Origin of the sequence: Streptomyces sp. NPDC058751 (assembly GCF_042746485.1) — a bacterium.
Lineage (GTDB): Bacteria > Actinomycetota > Actinomycetes > Streptomycetales > Streptomycetaceae > Streptomyces.
Genome location: NZ_JBHYPZ010000004.1, coordinates 244376 through 260566, shown reverse-complemented (window position 1 = coordinate 260566; position 16191 = coordinate 244376). Strand labels below are relative to the sequence as shown.

Annotated in this window: 18 protein-coding genes; 10 read left to right on the top strand and 8 right to left on the bottom strand. The window is 69.4% G+C overall.

The genetic code is table 11. The features are described 5' to 3' along the window. Window positions 1-105: 105 nt before the first annotated feature. From ACFW6B_RS06475 to ACFW6B_RS06450, 6 genes are all read right to left on the bottom strand, one after another. The gene (locus ACFW6B_RS06475; RefSeq protein WP_386592638.1) at window positions 106-366 is read right to left on the bottom strand and encodes a Txe/YoeB family addiction module toxin; all 261 of its coding nucleotides are present in this window, start codon (window positions 364-366) and stop codon (window positions 106-108) included. Between the two features lie 10 nt (window positions 367-376). Beyond that, entirely contained in the window at window positions 377-634 is a 258-nt protein-coding gene (locus ACFW6B_RS06470) for a type II toxin-antitoxin system Phd/YefM family antitoxin (RefSeq protein ID WP_189263334.1), read from the bottom strand. Window positions 635-897: 263 nt separating this feature from the next. Further along, window positions 898-2076: a cytochrome P450 gene (locus ACFW6B_RS06465; protein WP_386592634.1), complete on the bottom strand. Its 1179-nt coding sequence runs from the start codon at window positions 2074-2076 to the stop codon at window positions 898-900. Continuing rightward, window positions 2073-3296 (bottom strand): MAB_1171c family putative transporter, encoded by a 1224-nt coding sequence (locus tag ACFW6B_RS06460; RefSeq protein WP_386592633.1) that lies wholly within the window; start codon window positions 3294-3296, stop codon window positions 2073-2075. The genes ACFW6B_RS06465 and ACFW6B_RS06460 overlap by 4 nt, the downstream gene beginning before the upstream one ends. Further along, window positions 3293-3727 carry a regulator component gene (locus ACFW6B_RS06455; protein WP_386592632.1) on the bottom strand — a complete coding sequence of 145 codons (435 nt, stop codon included), beginning with the start codon at window positions 3725-3727 and terminating at the stop codon, window positions 3293-3295. The genes ACFW6B_RS06460 and ACFW6B_RS06455 overlap by 4 nt, the downstream gene beginning before the upstream one ends. 260 nt (window positions 3728-3987) lie before the next feature. Next, entirely contained in the window at window positions 3988-4443 is a 456-nt protein-coding gene (locus ACFW6B_RS06450; RefSeq protein WP_386592630.1) for a helix-turn-helix domain-containing protein, read from the bottom strand. 331 nt (window positions 4444-4774) lie between these two features. Here ACFW6B_RS06450 and ACFW6B_RS06445 point away from each other — a divergent pair, with 331 nt between their 5' ends. After that, a complete protein-coding gene (locus tag ACFW6B_RS06445; protein WP_386592627.1) occupies window positions 4775-5038 on the top strand; it encodes a response regulator transcription factor in 264 nt (87 codons plus the stop codon). Window positions 5039-5093: 55 nt separating this feature from the next. On the opposite strand, the gene ACFW6B_RS06440 is transcribed toward ACFW6B_RS06445, so the two are convergent. Both ACFW6B_RS06440 and ACFW6B_RS06435 read right to left on the bottom strand, forming a co-directional pair. Continuing rightward, entirely contained in the window at window positions 5094-5612 is a 519-nt protein-coding gene (locus ACFW6B_RS06440) for a hypothetical protein (RefSeq protein WP_386592625.1), read from the bottom strand. A 21-nt stretch (window positions 5613-5633) separates the two neighbouring features. After that, window positions 5634-7397 carry an ABC transporter ATP-binding protein gene (locus tag ACFW6B_RS06435; RefSeq protein ID WP_386592623.1) on the bottom strand — a complete coding sequence of 588 codons (1764 nt, stop codon included), beginning with the start codon at window positions 7395-7397 and terminating at the stop codon, window positions 5634-5636. Between the two features lie 247 nt (window positions 7398-7644). On the opposite strand from ACFW6B_RS06435, the gene lxmA reads away from it, so the two are divergent. The 9 genes from lxmA to lxmJ all read left to right on the top strand — a co-directional run bounded on the left by lxmA (window position 7645) and on the right by lxmJ (window position 16163). Further along, window positions 7645-7860: a lexapeptide family class V lantibiotic gene (gene lxmA / locus ACFW6B_RS06430; RefSeq protein WP_386592620.1), complete on the top strand. Its 216-nt coding sequence runs from the start codon at window positions 7645-7647 to the stop codon at window positions 7858-7860. A gap of 130 nt (window positions 7861-7990) precedes the next feature. Further along, the gene (lxmD, locus tag ACFW6B_RS06425) at window positions 7991-8578 is read left to right on the top strand and encodes a peptide terminal cysteine decarboxylase LxmD (protein WP_386592618.1); all 588 of its coding nucleotides are present in this window, start codon (window positions 7991-7993) and stop codon (window positions 8576-8578) included. After that, window positions 8575-9543, top strand: a complete 969-nt coding sequence (locus tag ACFW6B_RS06420; RefSeq protein WP_386592616.1) for a hypothetical protein — start codon at window positions 8575-8577, stop codon at window positions 9541-9543. The genes lxmD and ACFW6B_RS06420 overlap by 4 nt, the downstream gene beginning before the upstream one ends. Further along, window positions 9540-10679: a class V lanthionine synthetase subunit LxmK gene (lxmK, locus tag ACFW6B_RS06415; RefSeq protein ID WP_386592613.1), complete on the top strand. Its 1140-nt coding sequence runs from the start codon at window positions 9540-9542 to the stop codon at window positions 10677-10679. Before ACFW6B_RS06420 ends, lxmK begins: the two co-directional genes overlap by 4 nt. After that, entirely contained in the window at window positions 10679-11701 is a 1023-nt protein-coding gene (locus ACFW6B_RS06410; RefSeq protein ID WP_386592610.1) for a T3SS effector HopA1 family protein, read from the top strand. Before lxmK ends, ACFW6B_RS06410 begins: the two co-directional genes overlap by 1 nt. A 1-nt stretch (window position 11702) precedes the next feature. Then, window positions 11703-12521, top strand: coding sequence for a class I SAM-dependent methyltransferase (locus tag ACFW6B_RS06405; protein WP_386592607.1), 819 nt, complete (start codon window positions 11703-11705; stop codon window positions 12519-12521). Continuing rightward, window positions 12518-13834, top strand: a complete 1317-nt coding sequence (locus tag ACFW6B_RS06400; RefSeq protein WP_386592605.1) for a M16 family metallopeptidase — start codon at window positions 12518-12520, stop codon at window positions 13832-13834. Before ACFW6B_RS06405 ends, ACFW6B_RS06400 begins: the two co-directional genes overlap by 4 nt. After that, the gene (locus tag ACFW6B_RS06395) at window positions 13828-15132 is read left to right on the top strand and encodes a M16 family metallopeptidase (protein WP_386592603.1); all 1305 of its coding nucleotides are present in this window, start codon (window positions 13828-13830) and stop codon (window positions 15130-15132) included. Before ACFW6B_RS06400 ends, ACFW6B_RS06395 begins: the two co-directional genes overlap by 7 nt. Continuing rightward, entirely contained in the window at window positions 15129-16163 is a 1035-nt protein-coding gene (gene lxmJ / locus ACFW6B_RS06390) for a F420-dependent peptide dehydroalanine reductase LxmJ (RefSeq protein WP_386592725.1), read from the top strand. The genes ACFW6B_RS06395 and lxmJ overlap by 4 nt, the downstream gene beginning before the upstream one ends. Window positions 16164-16191: the final 28 nt, after the last annotated feature.

Sequence of the window (16191 nt, the reverse complement as noted above, 5' to 3'; positions counted from 1 at the left end):
CGGAGCCCGAGGCGGACGCCCTCTGGTCGGCACACCGTCCAGTGCCGCAGTGCGCGCAGAACTCCCGGAACTCGAGGAGGGTGCTGTGTCCGCCCCCGGGTCCTGTCAGCTTTCGTAGTGGTAGCGGCACTGTGCGATCAGGACGGCGTCCTCGGTGGCCTTGTAGATCAGTCGGTGCTCGTCGTTGATGCGGCGTGACCAGTAGCCCTGGAACCCGTGTTTGAGTGGTTCCGGTTTGCCGATCCCCTCGTTGCCGTTTTGGGCGATGTCCGCGACGAGTGTGTTGATGCGCTTCAGGATCTTCCGGTCCTGAAGCTGCCACCACAGGTAGTCCTCCCAGGCGCGGGAAGAGAAGGTGATCTTCAACTCGCGGCCCTTATCCGTCGGTCGCCAGCTCGCGTACGGTGCCGCCGCCGTTCTCCAGCTCGTCGATGGACGCGAGCAGGCGCCGGGCGTTGGCCGGGCTTCGCAGCAGGTACGCCGTCTCCTTCAGGGACTCGTAGTCCTCCAGGGAGACGATGACGACCGGCTCGTGTCCGGCTCGGGTGATGACGACTTCTTCCCGGTCGTCGGTGACGGAGTTGAGCACCTCGGCGTACCGTGCGCGCGACTCGGAATAGGTCATGGTCTTCACGATCAGCCTCCTTGACGTACAAGAAACTGTACGTCGATGCCTGTGGTGCGGCAAGCGCCGGAACGACGGCCGTGGCCGGGCGGCCTTCGGGCGCGGCGGTTCCCTGCGGGGGAGGGGCGGCAGGCGACGATCGCGACGAGCGGCCGGATGTCGGTGGTGATGAAGTACGTGCCCCGCGGCCGGAAGGCCGCGAAGCCCGCCTCGGTGAGGTCCGCCGCTCCCCTGCGTCCTGCAGGTCCGCCAGGCTTCCAGTGCCCTCGTCGTCACAGGATGAGCGGCAGGGATGTGAGGCCGCGCATCAACCGCGTGTGCCGCCAATCCAGTTCCTCGGCGGGAACTGCCAGCCGAACGTCGGGGAAGCGGGAAATGACCGCCCGGAGGGCGAGTTCGGCTTCGGCCCGTGCGAGGGGTGCTCCCAGGCATCTGTGGATACCGTGTCCGAAGGAGAGGTGTCCGGTGGCGCCACGGTTGAGATCGAGCTGGTCCGGCCCGGGGAATCGGGTGGGGTCACGGTTGGCGGCACCGGGAGCGATGAGTACTGGAACGCCTTCGGGGATTACGGTCCCGCCAAGTGTGAGCGCTTCGGTGCTGTAGCGGAACGTGGCGATCCCGACAGGCGAGTCGAAGCGCAGCAACTCGTCCAGAGCGCTTCCGAATAGTTGCGGTTCGACTCTCAACTGCGCGAGCGAATCAGGGTGTTGCAGAAGAGCCAGGGCCGCGTTGCCAATGAAGTTGGTGGTGGTCTCATGGCCTGCCAAAAGCAGGAGCACGGCGAGCGATACGAGTTCGTCCTCGGTCAGCTTGTCCTGGCCGTCGCGTACGGCGATGAGGTCGTCGAGCAGACTCTCACCGGGCGAGCTGCGTCTGGAGGCGACCAGGTCGGTCATGTAACCGGCAACGGCATGTGAGGCGGCGTCGATCCGCTGGGGATCTCCGGCGGCGAACAGCTCGTTCGACCACGTGCGCACGAGCTGGCGGTCTGATTCGGGTACCCCCAGCATCTCGCAGATGACGGTGACCGGCAGCGGTACCGCGAGGCTCGCGACGAGGTCCACTGGTCCGTGATCCGGCCAGGAGTCGAGCAGCTCGTTGACCAGGCCGGCGATGTAGGGGCGCAACCGCGCGACGGCCCCGGTGGTGAACGCTTTCGTCACCAGAGACCGCAGCCGTGTGTGGCGCGGGGGGTCGGTGGCAAGCATGTTCTGGGAGACGGCCGGATGGAGGTCGCGCTGCGACGGCCGGTCGGCGAAGAACCGCATGGTGTTCTTCGAGAGCCGAGGATCGGTGAATGCCTCCCGGGCCTCTGCGTAGCCCGTGACCAGGTAGCTGTAGCGCCCTCCTGAACCGGTGGGCACCTTCTGAACCGGGGCTGCGTTTCGCAGCCGGGCGTAGGTCGGGTAGGGATCGGCGAAGAACCGCGGGTCCTGCAACGGGTCCGTCACGCTTGCGAGTCCAGTCCTACGGGCGCCAGTTCGTCTGTGACGGTGCGCGTGATCTCGCTCTGTGTGTAGGCGTGGGCGACGAGGAGCAGCCACTCGGTCTCGGCGCGGAGGTTACCCTCCCGGGAGGCGGCATCGAGGGCCGGCGGTGCGGCTTCCGTCTGCGGTTCACTTCCGGTCTTCTTCGCGTGTACGGCGGCTCGCAGGATCGCGGCCTCCACGATCGCGTCTCCTTCCGAGGTGCCTGCCAGGCCGCGTGCGGCGACGGCCCGCTCGGCGTTCTCCTGGACTCGCGGAGAACGGTGAGGGCGAAGGGCGAGGCCGCCGTCGTTGATCTCGATCACTCGACGGTGGAGGAAGAAGTCCGAGTCGTCCGCGTGCTCCTCGTCGTGGAATTCGGGCGAGGCCAGGACGACTTCGGGTGTCGCGTCGGCGATGTCCTCCCAGAGGGGGGCGAGCGCGGCGAACGACCGCGACTCCCATCGACGGCGCAGGAACTGGCTGAACGGCCAGACGACCGCCGGGAGCGTAAGACCCAGAGTGATGAGGAGTACGGCCAGGGCCGGCGCTGTCACGCTGAACACACAGCGGACGGGACTGACGGGCGTGGAGCACCGGACGCCGTGCGGGAGGAGGCCCAGTTCGAGCCCGATGGATACCAGGCCGAACACCTTGTACGCGGCGTACAGCAGCGCGAAGAGGCAGCCGACGGCGGTGATGCGCAGTCCGATGCGCTGGCTCTTGCGCCGTGAGTGGTTGGACTGTTTCCAGGTCTGCTTGCAGAAGTCCTTCGCGGTGACACCCAGATACGTGATGTAGATCAGCACGTAGAGCGCGTACAGCTGGGGCGAATCGTCGTTCATCTGGCTGGCGCCGAACAGTCCCGCCATGGCGGCGACCGAGATCCCGAGGAAGAGCACACGCAGACGGATGCTTCGTCTGGCCTCGTCGGGCTCCAGATTGAGTTGGAGCATGAACGCCAGGACGGAGGTCGCGGCGGCCAGCGTGAACGAGTTGCTGAGCAGGCGACCGACGTCGGGGACGACGCTTTCGACGGCGTTCTTCACGAACGACACGTACGAGGCGAAAGCCAGAGCGAAGGACACCAGCAGCGCGGCCATGGCCCAGGTGCCCGTCGGTCTGTGGCCGCCTCGCCCACGGACCCAGTAGCCGGCGGCGAGGAGAAGCACTACGGCCACGCCCGCGAACAACAGGTCGATCATCGGTGTCGACGGCCCTTCCTGGTGGGTTTGGCGAACAGGGCCTCCCAGCGCTCGGCGCCCTTCTCGGGCTCGCTGGGGGGCAGTTCACGTCCGCGGTAGATGTGCTGTCTGATGACGGTGGCCATCATCTCGGCCTCGCGCTCGTCGTCCGTGGAGTAGCTCGTGCGCCCGTTCATGCGCTGGACGAGGGTGGGGTTGAAGCCGATGGCGCGGAAAGCGTCGGCGTCCAGTTCCAGACTGCCGGGGTGGTCGCAGATGATGTGACTGACCTCGTGCGCGAGTATGTGATTCTGGTGCAGGGCGGACGTTCCCTCCTCGTAGAAGAGGAGGTCGGCGTCGGGCGTCTCCAGGCGGATTCCGCACGGCGCGTCGATCGCGCCGAGCGTGTTCAGGGGCCTGAGGATGATCGGACGGCCGCGTTTCTCCGCCACGGCATCACAAAGATCCCGAGTGTTGAAGCGGTGGGGGAGCTGAAGGACCTCTAAGCGCTTTTCGCACTCGCTGCGGAGCCGCTCAAGGTCCACGACCTGTCCTGACGTTTCTTGGGTCTGGCCCCTGTGGGCGTAACCCCCGTACGGTTGACGGGTGACCCGGAAGACCCGGCGCCGAACCGCTCGAAAGCTTAGGCGAATTGCCGGGCCGGTTCAAAAGGATCTCGATCTTCCTGTTGTTCGCCGGATGGTGAGAGCCGCTAGTCGTCCAGGTTGAGGGTGTTCGAAGGGGTTTCGCCGGGGAGCCCCTCCAGCTTCCGGGCCTGCTCGATCACTGCTGTCACCATCTGAAGGGTCTCCGTGCTCAGGCCGTTGGCACGCAGGGCAACGGTGCGAACGTTCCGGTCCCGCATGGCGGCGAGGACGGCGATCTCCGCTCGGGTGCGATGAGCGGCCTCCTCGTCGACGAAGTAGCCGGCGGGTACGCCGAAGAAGTCGGCGAGAGCCTTGATGGTGTGCATCGTGGGGTTTTTCTTGGCGCCGGTGCGCAGTTGCTGGATGGCGCTCGCGGTGAGCCCCTTGCCCTGGCCTCCTGATGCCTCCCGGATGCCCTCGGCGACCTCGGCGTACGTGAAGGGTCCGCGACTCTCCGGGTGGACCTCTTTGAACAGATAGTCCAGCAACTGCGCGAAGGTGCGCGCCTCGTCGTCTGTCACGTCCGGTACATCCTTGTCATGGTCGTCACTGTCCACTCTGGTGCGTCAAGAGCGGGGAAATCGGTGGCCTCTGACTAACTCTAGTTGACGATTGCCTGTAACCAGGGTGTACGTTCTTGAGGTGGTTGCTCACACCAGAGTGTTCCACTGCTGGTCAAGCGTCTCTGATGTCCTGGGTGGAGTGACCAAACCCCCAGGCGGGTGGCCGGGTTCCACGGGGGTGGGCCCGGCCACCTTGAAGAGACCATCTGGACCAGAGAGTGTTCTGGCCGAGGAACAGTGAGAACGAGTTCCATGACGTGAGTCATGGCTTTCGATGGGGGAAGGTATTTTGGAGACGGCGACCGAACGACACCTGCTGGATTTCTCCGTACTCACGGACCGTGAGGTAGAGGTGCTCCTGTTGCTGGCATCGGGGGAGCAGAACCGCCGGCTCGCCCGGCACCTCGGTATAGCGGAGCGCACGGTCCGAGCGCACACCGCCAATATCGTGCGCAAGCTCCGCCTCAAGTCGAGATTCGAGGCCGCGATCGTCTCCCATCTCTACGCGGACGACATCAAGGGTCTCCAGGTCGCATCCCGCAGCGCCGCCTGATGACGAAGAAGTCCCCACCGAATCCAAGACGGTGGGGACTTCTTCGTGTACAGGGCTAGGGGAGCGCAGCGCTCACACCATCGACGATCATCATCCACATGGGCTGACCGCCCGTGCCGAAGGCCGAGGCCAAGGCGTATCCGACCGAGGCGTCCGCCGGCCGGACCTCCGCGTCCTCCTTCCACTCGGCGATGACCATCTCGTCACCGCTGGAGATGAAGTCCCCTATGTGCGTGCCGTCGCGGGTCAGCCGACTGCTGGGAACGGAGTCGGGGACCAGGCGGTACCTCGCCCCGTCGTACTCCACGTCCACCCTGTACGAACGCCTGGTCAGACCGCCCTTGGCCGGCTTGAGGGCGACCTCCGCGCCGTCGATCGTCATGGTGAGGTGGGCCGGGTCACGGCTGCCGATGGCGATCTGCGGGTCCACCTCCGACTCGAGGTCGCGCTCCAGGGTCACGCGAGGAATCCCCTCGCCTTCGACCTCCAGGCGGTCCTGGCCGTCCTGGCGGACGGTGATCTCGCCGAAGAGCGTGTCCTCGATGGGCTTGGCGGTGGGTGGCGTGTCGTTCATGGGATGAGTCCTTCAGTGTGGTCAGAACTGATGTGGCAACTCTGTCAGTTGAGTCGCGGCCAGCTCGCGGTAGAGATCGTTCCGCTCCAGCAGTTCCGGGTGCGGACCGTGGTCGTGTACCCGGCCGCCGTCGAAGAGGATCAGCTGGTCGGCGGAGGTGACGGTGGAGAGCCGGTGCGCGATCAGCAGCACCGTGCAGTTCTCGGCGGCCTGCTCGACGGTCCTGCGCAGGGCGACCTCGCTGAGGCCGTCCAGATGTGCCGTGACCTCGTCCAGCAGCAGTACCTGCGGTTCGCGGAGCAACGCCCGGGCAATGGCCAGCCGTTGCCGCTCGCCACCGGAGAGGGCGAGACCCCGTGAGCCCACTTTGGTGTCGAGTCCGTCCGGGAGTCCCGCGACGAATTCGTCGAGAAGGGTCTTGCGCAGGACCTCGGCGACAGCCTCGTCGGTGGCGTCCGGCGCCGAGTAGAGGAGATTCTCGCGGAGGGTGCCCGCGAGCATCGGGGAGTCCTGCTCGACGTAGGCGATACGGCGTCGGAGCTCGGCCCGGCTGAGGGAGCGGATGTCGGTCCCGTCGAGACGGATGCTTCCACCGTCCAGGTCGTAGAAGCGCTGGATCAGAGAGAAAACCGTGGTCTTTCCCGATCCGGAGGAACCGACGATCGCGGTGACGGCGCCGGATGGCGCGGTGAAACTGATCCCCTTCAGGGTGGGCGTGCGGCCCTGATATGCGAACTCCAGGTCTTCCACGACGACGTGCGGCGGCGGCCCGGAGGGGCGGGACGTCGTCCCGTCCACGTCGTCCTCGGTCTTCATATGGCGGACCTCCTCGATGCGGGCGAGTGCGCCGAGGCCCTGCTGGAGCGCGGTGGTGCCGCCGACCAGGGACAGGATGGGGCCGCCGAGGTTGAACAGATAGAGCAGGAACCCGATCAGGGCGGCGAGGTCCAGCGCGCCCGTGGCGACCAGCGCCCCACCGAAGCCGATGACGGCGAGGAACGACGCCTGGACGATCAGCCCGGAGAGCACCGCGATCAGCGCGTGGTAGCGGGCACCCACCAGGCCGGCGTGGTACGCCTGTTCGGCAGCGGCGGTGGCACGTTCGGTCTCCTTTGCCTCGCCCCCATTGGCCTTGACCGTGCGGGCGGCGCCGAGTGAGCGGTCCAGGGCGGCGCCGATCGCGCCGACGGACTCCTGGGCCTGGGTGGTGACCCGGCGGATTCGCGGCATGACCATGCCCATCGCGACGCTGATGACCAGCAGCACGCCCGAGGTGATGCCGAGCAGCGGGAGGCTGGTGATGCCCATCAGCACGATGGTGGCCACCAGATGGATCGAGCCGTCGACCAGCTGGATGAGCCCGCCGGTCGCGGCGTGCTGCACCAGGGTGCTGTCCGATGTCACGCGGGTGGTCAGACCACCCGGTTCGGTGCGGTCCATCTCGCTGGTGCGCAGCCGGATCAGGCGGGCGATGAGTCCGCGGCGTACGTGAAGGACCACGCGCTCGGCAGTCCGCTGGCTCAGCCATGCCTGCCCCCACATGAGGGCTATGGACAGGATGAGCAGGCCGACCAGCAGGAGGAGTTCGTCGCGCAGGCTGCTGTCGGTCATCAGTTTCGTCAGGACCGACTGGATGACCATGGGCTGGGCGAGGCCCGCGGCGCTGCCGAGCAGAGTCAGCAGCAGCACCAGCAGAAGAACACCGCGATGCGGCCGCGCATACGAGAGCAGCGCGCGCAGCGCGGGCCGCTTGGCCGGAAGCTGTTCCGCGTCAGAAGTTTTCACACACGTATTTCTAACCCCTCTCACGCGCGGGTGAAATTGGCGTTTGCGGCAATGCCGCAGCGGGCGTGAGAGGGCGGCGCATTGCTCGAAGTGGCATTGCCGGTTGCGGAGTCGGCGGTTCGCGCAATGCCGCAAGTGCCAATAGTGCGGGCGCCCGGCGTGGAGTCACTATCGATCTGTCCGCAGCGGACACCGGCCGCCTGCCCGGCGGGTCCGGAAATCATGTACGAGCTGAAGGAACTTTCCCATGCAGAACGTCAGTGAGAAGGACCTGTTCGACGGCTACACCGCCTACACCTCGGCGGAGGAGCTCGGCCTGCACGACGGCAAGGAAGCCGGCCCGGCGTTCAGCCCCACCGTCCCGTGGGCGATCCGGGCCACGATCATCACCGCCCGCTCCTCGCAGGCGTGCGCCGCCGCCCTCGGCTCGCTCGCCGCGAGGACCGTCGAGCACAAGTGCTGATCACATCGTGAGCTCGGGGCCGGTCGGCGCGAAGGCGCGCAAGCGCCAGGTCGCCGACCGGCCCCAGCGATGGCGTCCGAGCCCGGTCTCTCGTCCGTCTTACACAGAACAACGCCTGAGAGGAGGAGCCATGGATGTTCCGGACGCCGGATTCCGGCGCGTACTCATCGTGGGGACCGGGGCGCTCGGGGTGGCGTTCCTCCCTTTCTGGGTCAACTGGCTGAAGAATTCCTTCCCCGAGATGGAGAAGCGCGTCGCGCTGACCCGGTCCGCCCGCCGGTTCGTGTCGGCGGACGCGATCGCCGTACTCTCCGGAAAAGAAGTCTTCATAGACGACTGGAGCGAGTTCTCCGGAGTCGATGTACCTCATGTCGAGCTGGCCCGATGGGCAGATCTCGTCCTGGTTCACCCGGCCACGCTGCATTTCGTGAGCCGGTACGCCCTTGGCATCACCGACACCCCTCTGCTGCTCGCCCTCCAGTCCACCGACGCCCTCGTGGGCGTCGCACCCTCCCTACCGCCCGCGGCTCACAGAAGCCCAGTCGTACAAAGGCACTTGGACGTACTGCGGTCCCGTCCGGGGGTGGTGATCGCCCCGACGATTCCCGCCGTCAGCGCGAGCACGGGCGAGGTGGAGGACGGCGGCTCCGCGCCGCTCAACGAGTTGTACGACCTCTGCGTCGCCCACGCCACCCGCAGCAAGCAGGAGAAGCCATGACGTCCGACATCCGGCTGACCGCGTCTCCCGCCGACCTGGACGGCCTCGACCTGGTGGCTGAGTACGGGACCGGACTACAGACCACCCGGGTGCACCGTGCGCAGGACGGCGGGTTCCTCTGGTGGCAGCGGCCCGGCGCGCAGCACACGGGCCCGCTCACCGCACCCGCCGCGCACCTGGTCCCGTACCTCCCGGCGGAGACCGGCGCCGCTCTGCTGGCCGTCCCGGAGCAGGTCGGCGACGGCCTCCTCCACCGGGCCGCCGGGGCTGCCTCCGCCGCCGCCTGGCTGAGGGACTTCCGCCCGCAGGCCCGTGGTCTTGTGGCCCACTCGCTCGCCTCGGCGGCCCGTGCCCTGCGCGTGCTGCACCGGGTCCCCGTACCGGATGACGTCCCGCTCGGCACGCCGCCGGGACTGACGAGGCTGCGCGACTGGGCGTACGGGACAAGTGAGCTGAAGGACCGGACCCTGGCCGTATGGGGCGAGGAGCGGATGGCCCGGCTGCTCGGCTGGACCACGGACCTCGGCCCAACGTCGGACGCCGCAGGCACCGGGCGGCCCCGGTCGCTGGTCCACGGGTGGGCCTCGGTCGGCGCGCTGATACCGCCCCTGAGCCGGGGCAGAGCAGCGCTGCTGACCGGGGAGGACCTCGCCGCGGGGCGGCCGGAGCTGGATCTGGGCTGGGCACTCGGCGATCTCGTCGAACTGGCCTGGGCGGCGCGTGCCGTGGCGTCACCGCACGACTGCACGGATCTGCGGCGGGTGCTGCTGGACGCCTATGGTCCCGGCCCGGATCCGGTGCTGGTCGGACGCTCCGCCGTACTTCGTGTCGTCACCCACATGCAGGACTTCGCCACCTACCGGGGGTGGGATGACGAACTGCTCGACTACATCGCCTTGACCGCCGAGTTGATCGACGAGGAGGGCCGCAGAGCGGTCCCCCAGGGAGCTCAGGGAGTGTCATGACCATCACGGCCTCGACCGTGCAGCCGGCGCTGCAGCGGTATCGGCCCACCGAACTCGACACCGCTCCCGAGGTGAACGAGCTGCTGGAACGGCTGGGTCTCGGCCGGTTCCTGCCGTACGGCCTCACCGCGTTCGGCGGGCGCAACGACAACTGGGCGGGTACGACGGTGAGCGGCGACCAGGTCTTCGTGAAGACCGTCGCCCGCGCGCCCGACGGCACCAGCCCCGAGCTCGACCGCACGCTGGCGTACGAGGAACTCGCCGGACGGTTTCCCTCGGACTCCCCGCTTCGCTCCCCCGCCCACCTCGGCACCCACCGCGCGGCCGCGATCAGCGCCTACCGGCTGCTGCCTGGTGCCCGCTCCGGCTCCGAAGTCGCCCTGGACGGCGACTTCGACGACGCGCTGTGCCGCGAGGCGGGCCGAGCCGTCGCCACCCTGCACGGGCTGGACGCGAATGGCGCGGACATCGACGCCGGGGAGGCACCACTGCCGCCACTGGGCTGGCTGGAGGCGTTCCCTTGGAGCGCGCTCCAGGAGCGCAGCATGGCGCAGATCGCCGCCTGGAAGCTGGTCCAGGACGACGCCGAGGTCGTCGCCGCGTTGCGCCTGCTGCGCGACCGGGAGCGGGCCGCGCCGCGCACCCCTGCCCACTGCGACCTGCGCTTCGACCAGTTCATCCACCACGAGGGAACGCTCTACCTCTGCGACTGGGAGGAGTTCAGGATCGCCGACCCGGCGCGCGACGTCGGTGCCTTCATCGGTGAATGGCTCTTCCAGGCGACGTACTCCGTCTTCGCTCCGACCGGTGACCCGGACGCGCCCGCCCTTGGCTTCGACCTCACCCACGAGGAGATCATCGAGCGTGGCTCGGCCGGTCTGCGCCGCCACATTCCGCGCGTCGCCGCCTTCTGGCAGGGCTATCTCGAATGCCGGGACCCCGATGCCGGGCTGGCCGAGCGGGCCGTCGGCTTCGCGGGCTGGCACATGTACGACCGGCTGATCGCCACAGCCCAGGCACACGCCTCCCTCAACCCCGTCGCGCGGGCGGCAGCAGGCATCGGACGCGTCCTCCTGCTCAACCCGTCCGCAGCCGTCGCCACGCTGCGGCTCGAAGCGCCTTCCGGGAGCTCCTGATGACTGTCACCGACATCACCGACACGCTTGTCCTCGCTCCGCGGCTGGCGGCCGCCCTCGACCTGGTCTCCGTACGAGACGACGCCCTCAAGGCCACCGTCAACGGGCGCGAGCTCACCGCCGGCAGCCCCCGTGACCTGCGCGGACGCCTCACCAACGCGTTGTACGAGGAATTCCACGCCGGAAACGGCGCGCAGCGGCGGGACCCCGGCACCGCGCCCCGGCGCAGCCTGCGTGACGCGAGCCTCGAGGAGCGACTGGCGGCGGGCGTCCCGCACGACTGGACACCCACCCGAGGCCGGCTGATCGAGGTGCTGAGCCGTCCCGGCGGCGACCAGCTCGTCGTGCGGCTACCAGACATCACTGCTCGTGTCCCCGCCGACCGGCTTCTCGCCCCTGGGGCGCCGCCCCGGCCCGGGGACATCGTGGAACTGGCAATGGAGGCGGCCCGGCCCGCCCTGTCGCCCGGCTTCTTCTACGTCATGGGGTCGCGCCCGCTGCCCCGCCCTGCCGGGGCCATCCGCAGGCTCTTTCTGCACGCCCTCGACGGGGACAGTGCGGCGACGCTGTGGGCGGCCGCGCTGGCGGCCCTGGAGCGGGTCGGGGCGCTGTACCACGCGAAGGCCCTGTCCGACCCGGACGACTTCCCGCGCCGGGACGGCCTGGTCGTCTATCTGCACGGCGACCACGAGCCGGGCGAGCGCGCCGTGGTGGAGGCGGTTCGGGGTTTGTCCGGGACGGGTGCGGACTGCTCGCTGTTCACCGAGCGGCTCGCGCCCGGCGTCGCTGCCGCGTGGGACCCGCAGGACCCGCGGCCGGGCCAGAGCGGCATGAGCTTCGGGCAGCACCGCAGCTTCGCGCTGGCCACGGCCCTGGTCGACCACGCGTCGGCGGGCGGCGGGGGGTCGCGGGCGGAGTCGCTGAAGAGGTCACTGGAGGAGCACATCGCGCGGGAATTCCGGGCGGCGGGAATCGACCCGCTGCACCCCGAGAACAACATCTCCACAACGGAGGGGAACTGACATGGCCGAGACGATGATGGAGACGCCCGAGGCCGAGAGCGAGGCCGGGACCACCGCGTCCGCAGGCGGTTTCGGCGTGGCCGTCACGACGGCGTACAGCGACGCCCTCGCCGAGGTGTACGACGACATCTACCCCAGCACCCCCGACCTCGCCGACATCGGCGAGTTCCTGCTGACCCTCACCGAACCCGGCGCGAGCGTCCTGGAACTCGGCGTGGGAACCGGGCGGGTGGCCCTGCCCCTCGCCGACCAGGGCTTCCAGGTCCACGGTGTGGAAACCTCCGAGGGCATGCTCGCACGTCTCGCCGAGAAGGACCCGGAAGGCAGGATCACCCCCGTACACGGTGACCTCACCGGCCTCGACCTGGGGCGGACCTTCGACGTGGTGCTGGCGCCCTTTAACGTGCTGTGCTGCGCGATGATGATCGACGAGCAGATCGCGCTGGTGCACGCGGTGGCCCGGCACGCGTCGGCGGACGGCCATGTGGTGATCGAGACATTTGATCCGAGCGATTATCACGTGCAGCGGAAGGACGAGATCACGACGCGTCCGATCGGCACACGCGGCGCCATGATCGAGTCGGTGGGCGTGCTCCCCGCGTCGCAGAACATGATGCTGCACAGCACCCTCTTCCTGGACGGTGACGCCCCCAAGTCCGCAACCACGGTGATGCGTTATCTGTGGCCGAGCGAGCTGGACCTGCTGGCCGCGATCGCCCGCCTGGAGCTGGTCGGCCGCTACGCCGGCTGGCGGGAGCAGCCCTTCGACGGCGGTGACAGCCGTAAGATGTGCGTCTCCGTCTTCCGGCCACTGGCATGAGTCCGTACACCGGCCGACTGCCGAACGGCCTCAGGCTGTTGGTGGAACCCCTGCCCGACCACGGACGCGGTCTCGCCTCGGTTGCGATGACGGTGGCGGTGGGCGGCGACGACGATCCCGCAGGACAGCACGGCATGGCCCACCTGGTCGAGCATCTGATGTTCCCGCGGGCGGGCGAGGACGATGCCCGGGACAGCCACGTCGCCCGGGTCGAGGGCGCGGGCGGCGTCTGCAACGCGGAGACGCACCGTGACCACACTGTCTTCCACACCACCGTTCCGGCAGGGATGCTCCCGGATGTCCTGGAGTGGGAGGCGCGGCGGCTGCTCACCTTCGCGCCTACGGAGGCAGTGCTCCGTACGGAGGCCGATGTGATCGCCGAGGAGATTCGCGGCGCGTCGGCCTGTGGCCGCGTCTGGGACACGGCTCTGGAGACTCTCCATCCCGGCAGCCGTGACAGCTTCGGTACGCCGGAGGACCTGGCCGCTGTAACGGCCGCCGACGCGACGGCCTTCTTCCGTCGCCACTACCGGGCGGGCGCGATGGTGCTGTCGGTGGCCGGGGACGTGGACGCTGAGCGGGTGGCGGCTTCGGCGGATGTGCTCTTCGGGGGGCTGCCGGCGGGCGGGGCGCCGACTGCCGGCAGCCGCCGTGCCGACTCTGGCTCAGATCCCGGCCTCGGCCCCGGTATCGGCTCCGGCCGCATGCCCGGCCCTGTCCCTGCGCGTGTCACCGCCCCCGCAGTCCTCCGTACGGTCCCGCTGCCCTCCCCCGTCAGCGGCGTCGCCCTCGGATACCCCCTGCCCGACCCGGTTTCCGAGCGGAACGCCTACCTGGCCCAGGTCGTGCTGGCCGAGGGGCTCGGCCGGAGCCTCCTGCCGCGGCTCACCCGGCGCGACTCCCGCCTTACCTCCGCCCGGATCACCTGCGGCTACCACGGGCAGTGGCTTGGGTCCGCCGCACCTGACCTGGCGCTCGTGCTGCTGGGGCGGACTCCCCGGGGTACCGTCGCAGAGGCGGTCGACGCCTGGCTGGAGGTCCTGCGCGAGGCGGCAGAACGCCCGGCGAGCGCGGACGAGCACCGACGGGCGGTCAATGCGCTCCTACTGGCCTGCCACCGCAACGCCGACTCGCTCGCCGCCCGCGCCATCACGCATGCCCGTACGGCACTGCTCTTCCGGGGCAGCGGCGGTCTCGCCGCACTTCCCGGCGACCTGGCCCGGGTGACCCCGGACGAGGTGTCCGCCGCCGCCCGCGCACTGCTGTCCGGGCCCTGCTCCGTGACCGAACTCGGAGGAGAGACCCGGTGCTGAGATTCTCAGTGACTCGGAAGACCACCGACACGACCTTCGGCAATGGTTTGAGGGTCGTCGTCGTCCAGGCGCCGGGCGCGCCGCTCGCCGAGCTGCGGCTGGTTCTTCCGTACGCCCGTACCGCGCCGCACCTCTCCACCGCCCAGGAACTGCTCGCCGCCTGCCTCGGCACCGGCACCGCAACCGGTGGCAGCACAGGCGGCGGATCAGGCACCGGCGGCAGCACCCGGCAGGAGATCGCCGACCGGGCCGCCGACCTGGGCGCCGAGCTGAGCACCGTCGTCACCGCCGAGTCGCTGATCATGGCGGCGAGCGTGCTGTCCGCCGGGCTGCCCGGCGCGTTGGAACTACTCGCCGACCTGATGTTGCGCCCGGCTTACCGGGAGCCCGAACTCGCGCTTGCCCAGCGGCGTACGGCCGCCGCCCCCCGTGTCCCGGGCGCCCGGCAGCGGCTGCGGCGGGCTCTGCTGAGCCATGCCTTCGGCAACCACCCGCTCATGGATCCGCCTCCGGAGCCGACCGCCCCAAGCACCGGCGACCTGTACGACCTGCACGCGCGGGCCGTGGTGCCGGGCGGCGCGGTGCTCCTGGTCATGACGAGGGACGAACCGGACGAGGTCACGGCCCTGGTTCATGAGCGGCTGGAAGGCTGGGCGGGTGGCCCGTCCGGGCTGGTCCTGCCGCCCTTCGCACGCCGCGAGCCGCTTCCCGGCCGGATCGCGCTCCCCGGCGGGACCACGCCTCCCGGCTCCGGCCAGGCTCTCGTACTCACCGCGGGCCCCGCCGTACCTGCCACCGACCCCGGTCACGCCCCGCTGCACCTCGCCCAGTTGGTTCTCGGCGGGTACGCGTCCTCGCTGCTGGCCCGGCGTATCCGGGACCGGCACGGGCTCGCGTATGCGGTATCCGCGGCGATCCGGGGGAACCGGGCGGGCAGCTGGCTGGAGATCGAGTGCGCCGGGGCGCCCGGCACGGCGGGCCGGATCGCCGAAGAGATCACCAACTGCCTGCGGGAACTCGCCGGAGACGGCCCTGCCCCCCGGGAGGTCGACCGGGCCCGCGCCTACGCGACCGGGTTCACGCGGTTCGCGCTCGCCACGCGGACCGAGGAGGCGAGCGCGCTGGCCGGCTTCGCGGCCGCCGGGCTACCCCTGGACTGGCTGCAGTTCTACCGCGGCACCCTGACCGAGGTGACGTACGCGCACGTTGCCGAGGCCGCCGCTCGCTTCCTCGATCCGTCCAAAGCCCTGATCGCGACCCTTGACGAAGACGAAGAAAGCGACCAGTGGACCCAGTGATTGCGACACACCCGGCCGATCCCGTCCCGCAGGACCCCGCGGTCCTCTACCCTCTCCAGCCCGACCACCCCGAACTGGTCGCCCCTTTCGCCGCCCTCGTCCAGCGCACGGGCGCCCGCAGGCTGTGGCTGTGCCAGTCCTTCAAGGCCGAGACCCACCAGGTCCTGGCGCACCTCGCGGGCATGGGCCATAACGTCCCGGTCGGCACCAGCGTGACGCTGCTGCCGCTGCGCCACCCCTACGAGGCCGCGCTCCAGGCCCGCTCCCTCGCCCTCATCACCGGCGAGCCGGTCGTGGCGGGCTTCGGCATCGGCAACCCGGACTTTGTGGCGGGCTTGACCGGTAGCCCTTACGACAGCCCACGTACCGCCGTCCGTGACTACCTCTCCTCCGTACGCTCCCTTGTCGACGGCGAGACGGTCGGCCACGACGGTCCCTACCACCAACTGCACGGCGGGCTAATGCCGTTGGACCATGCACGGATCGAGGTCGGTGCGGGGGTGCTGCGCCCCGGCATGGCGCGGACGGCGGGGCAGGTGGCCGATGTGGCCATCACCTGGATGACCCCGCCGGCGTATATCGCGGGGACACTGCGGCCCGCCCTGGACAGGGGCGCGCAGGGGCGCGGTGTCCGTCCGAGGATCGCCACCGCCGTCCATGTCGCGGTCGCACGTCCCGGCAGGGATACCCGTCGCCTCGCCCTGGCCGCGACGGGCGAACATCTCAAGGCACCGCACTACGCCGACATGCTGCGCAGGGCCGGTGTCGCCGTGGACCCACACGACCCGGCCGGTTCGGCCGGCGCGCTGCTGGCCGAGCAGGTCGTCGTCACCGGCACCCCGGAGGAGATCGCCGAGGCGCTCGACGGCTATCGCCGCGCCGGGGTGGACGAGGTGATGCTCAACCCCTCGGGCGTACTGCTGACAGAAGGCGTGCACGCGGCGGCCACCGACCTGGAGGAGATCATCGCCGCTTGCCGCGCCGCCCAGGGCAGGATCCTGCCGCGCCCACGACAGCAAGCTGCTGCCTAATGCTGTTGTCAAGCCACGAGACGAAGGG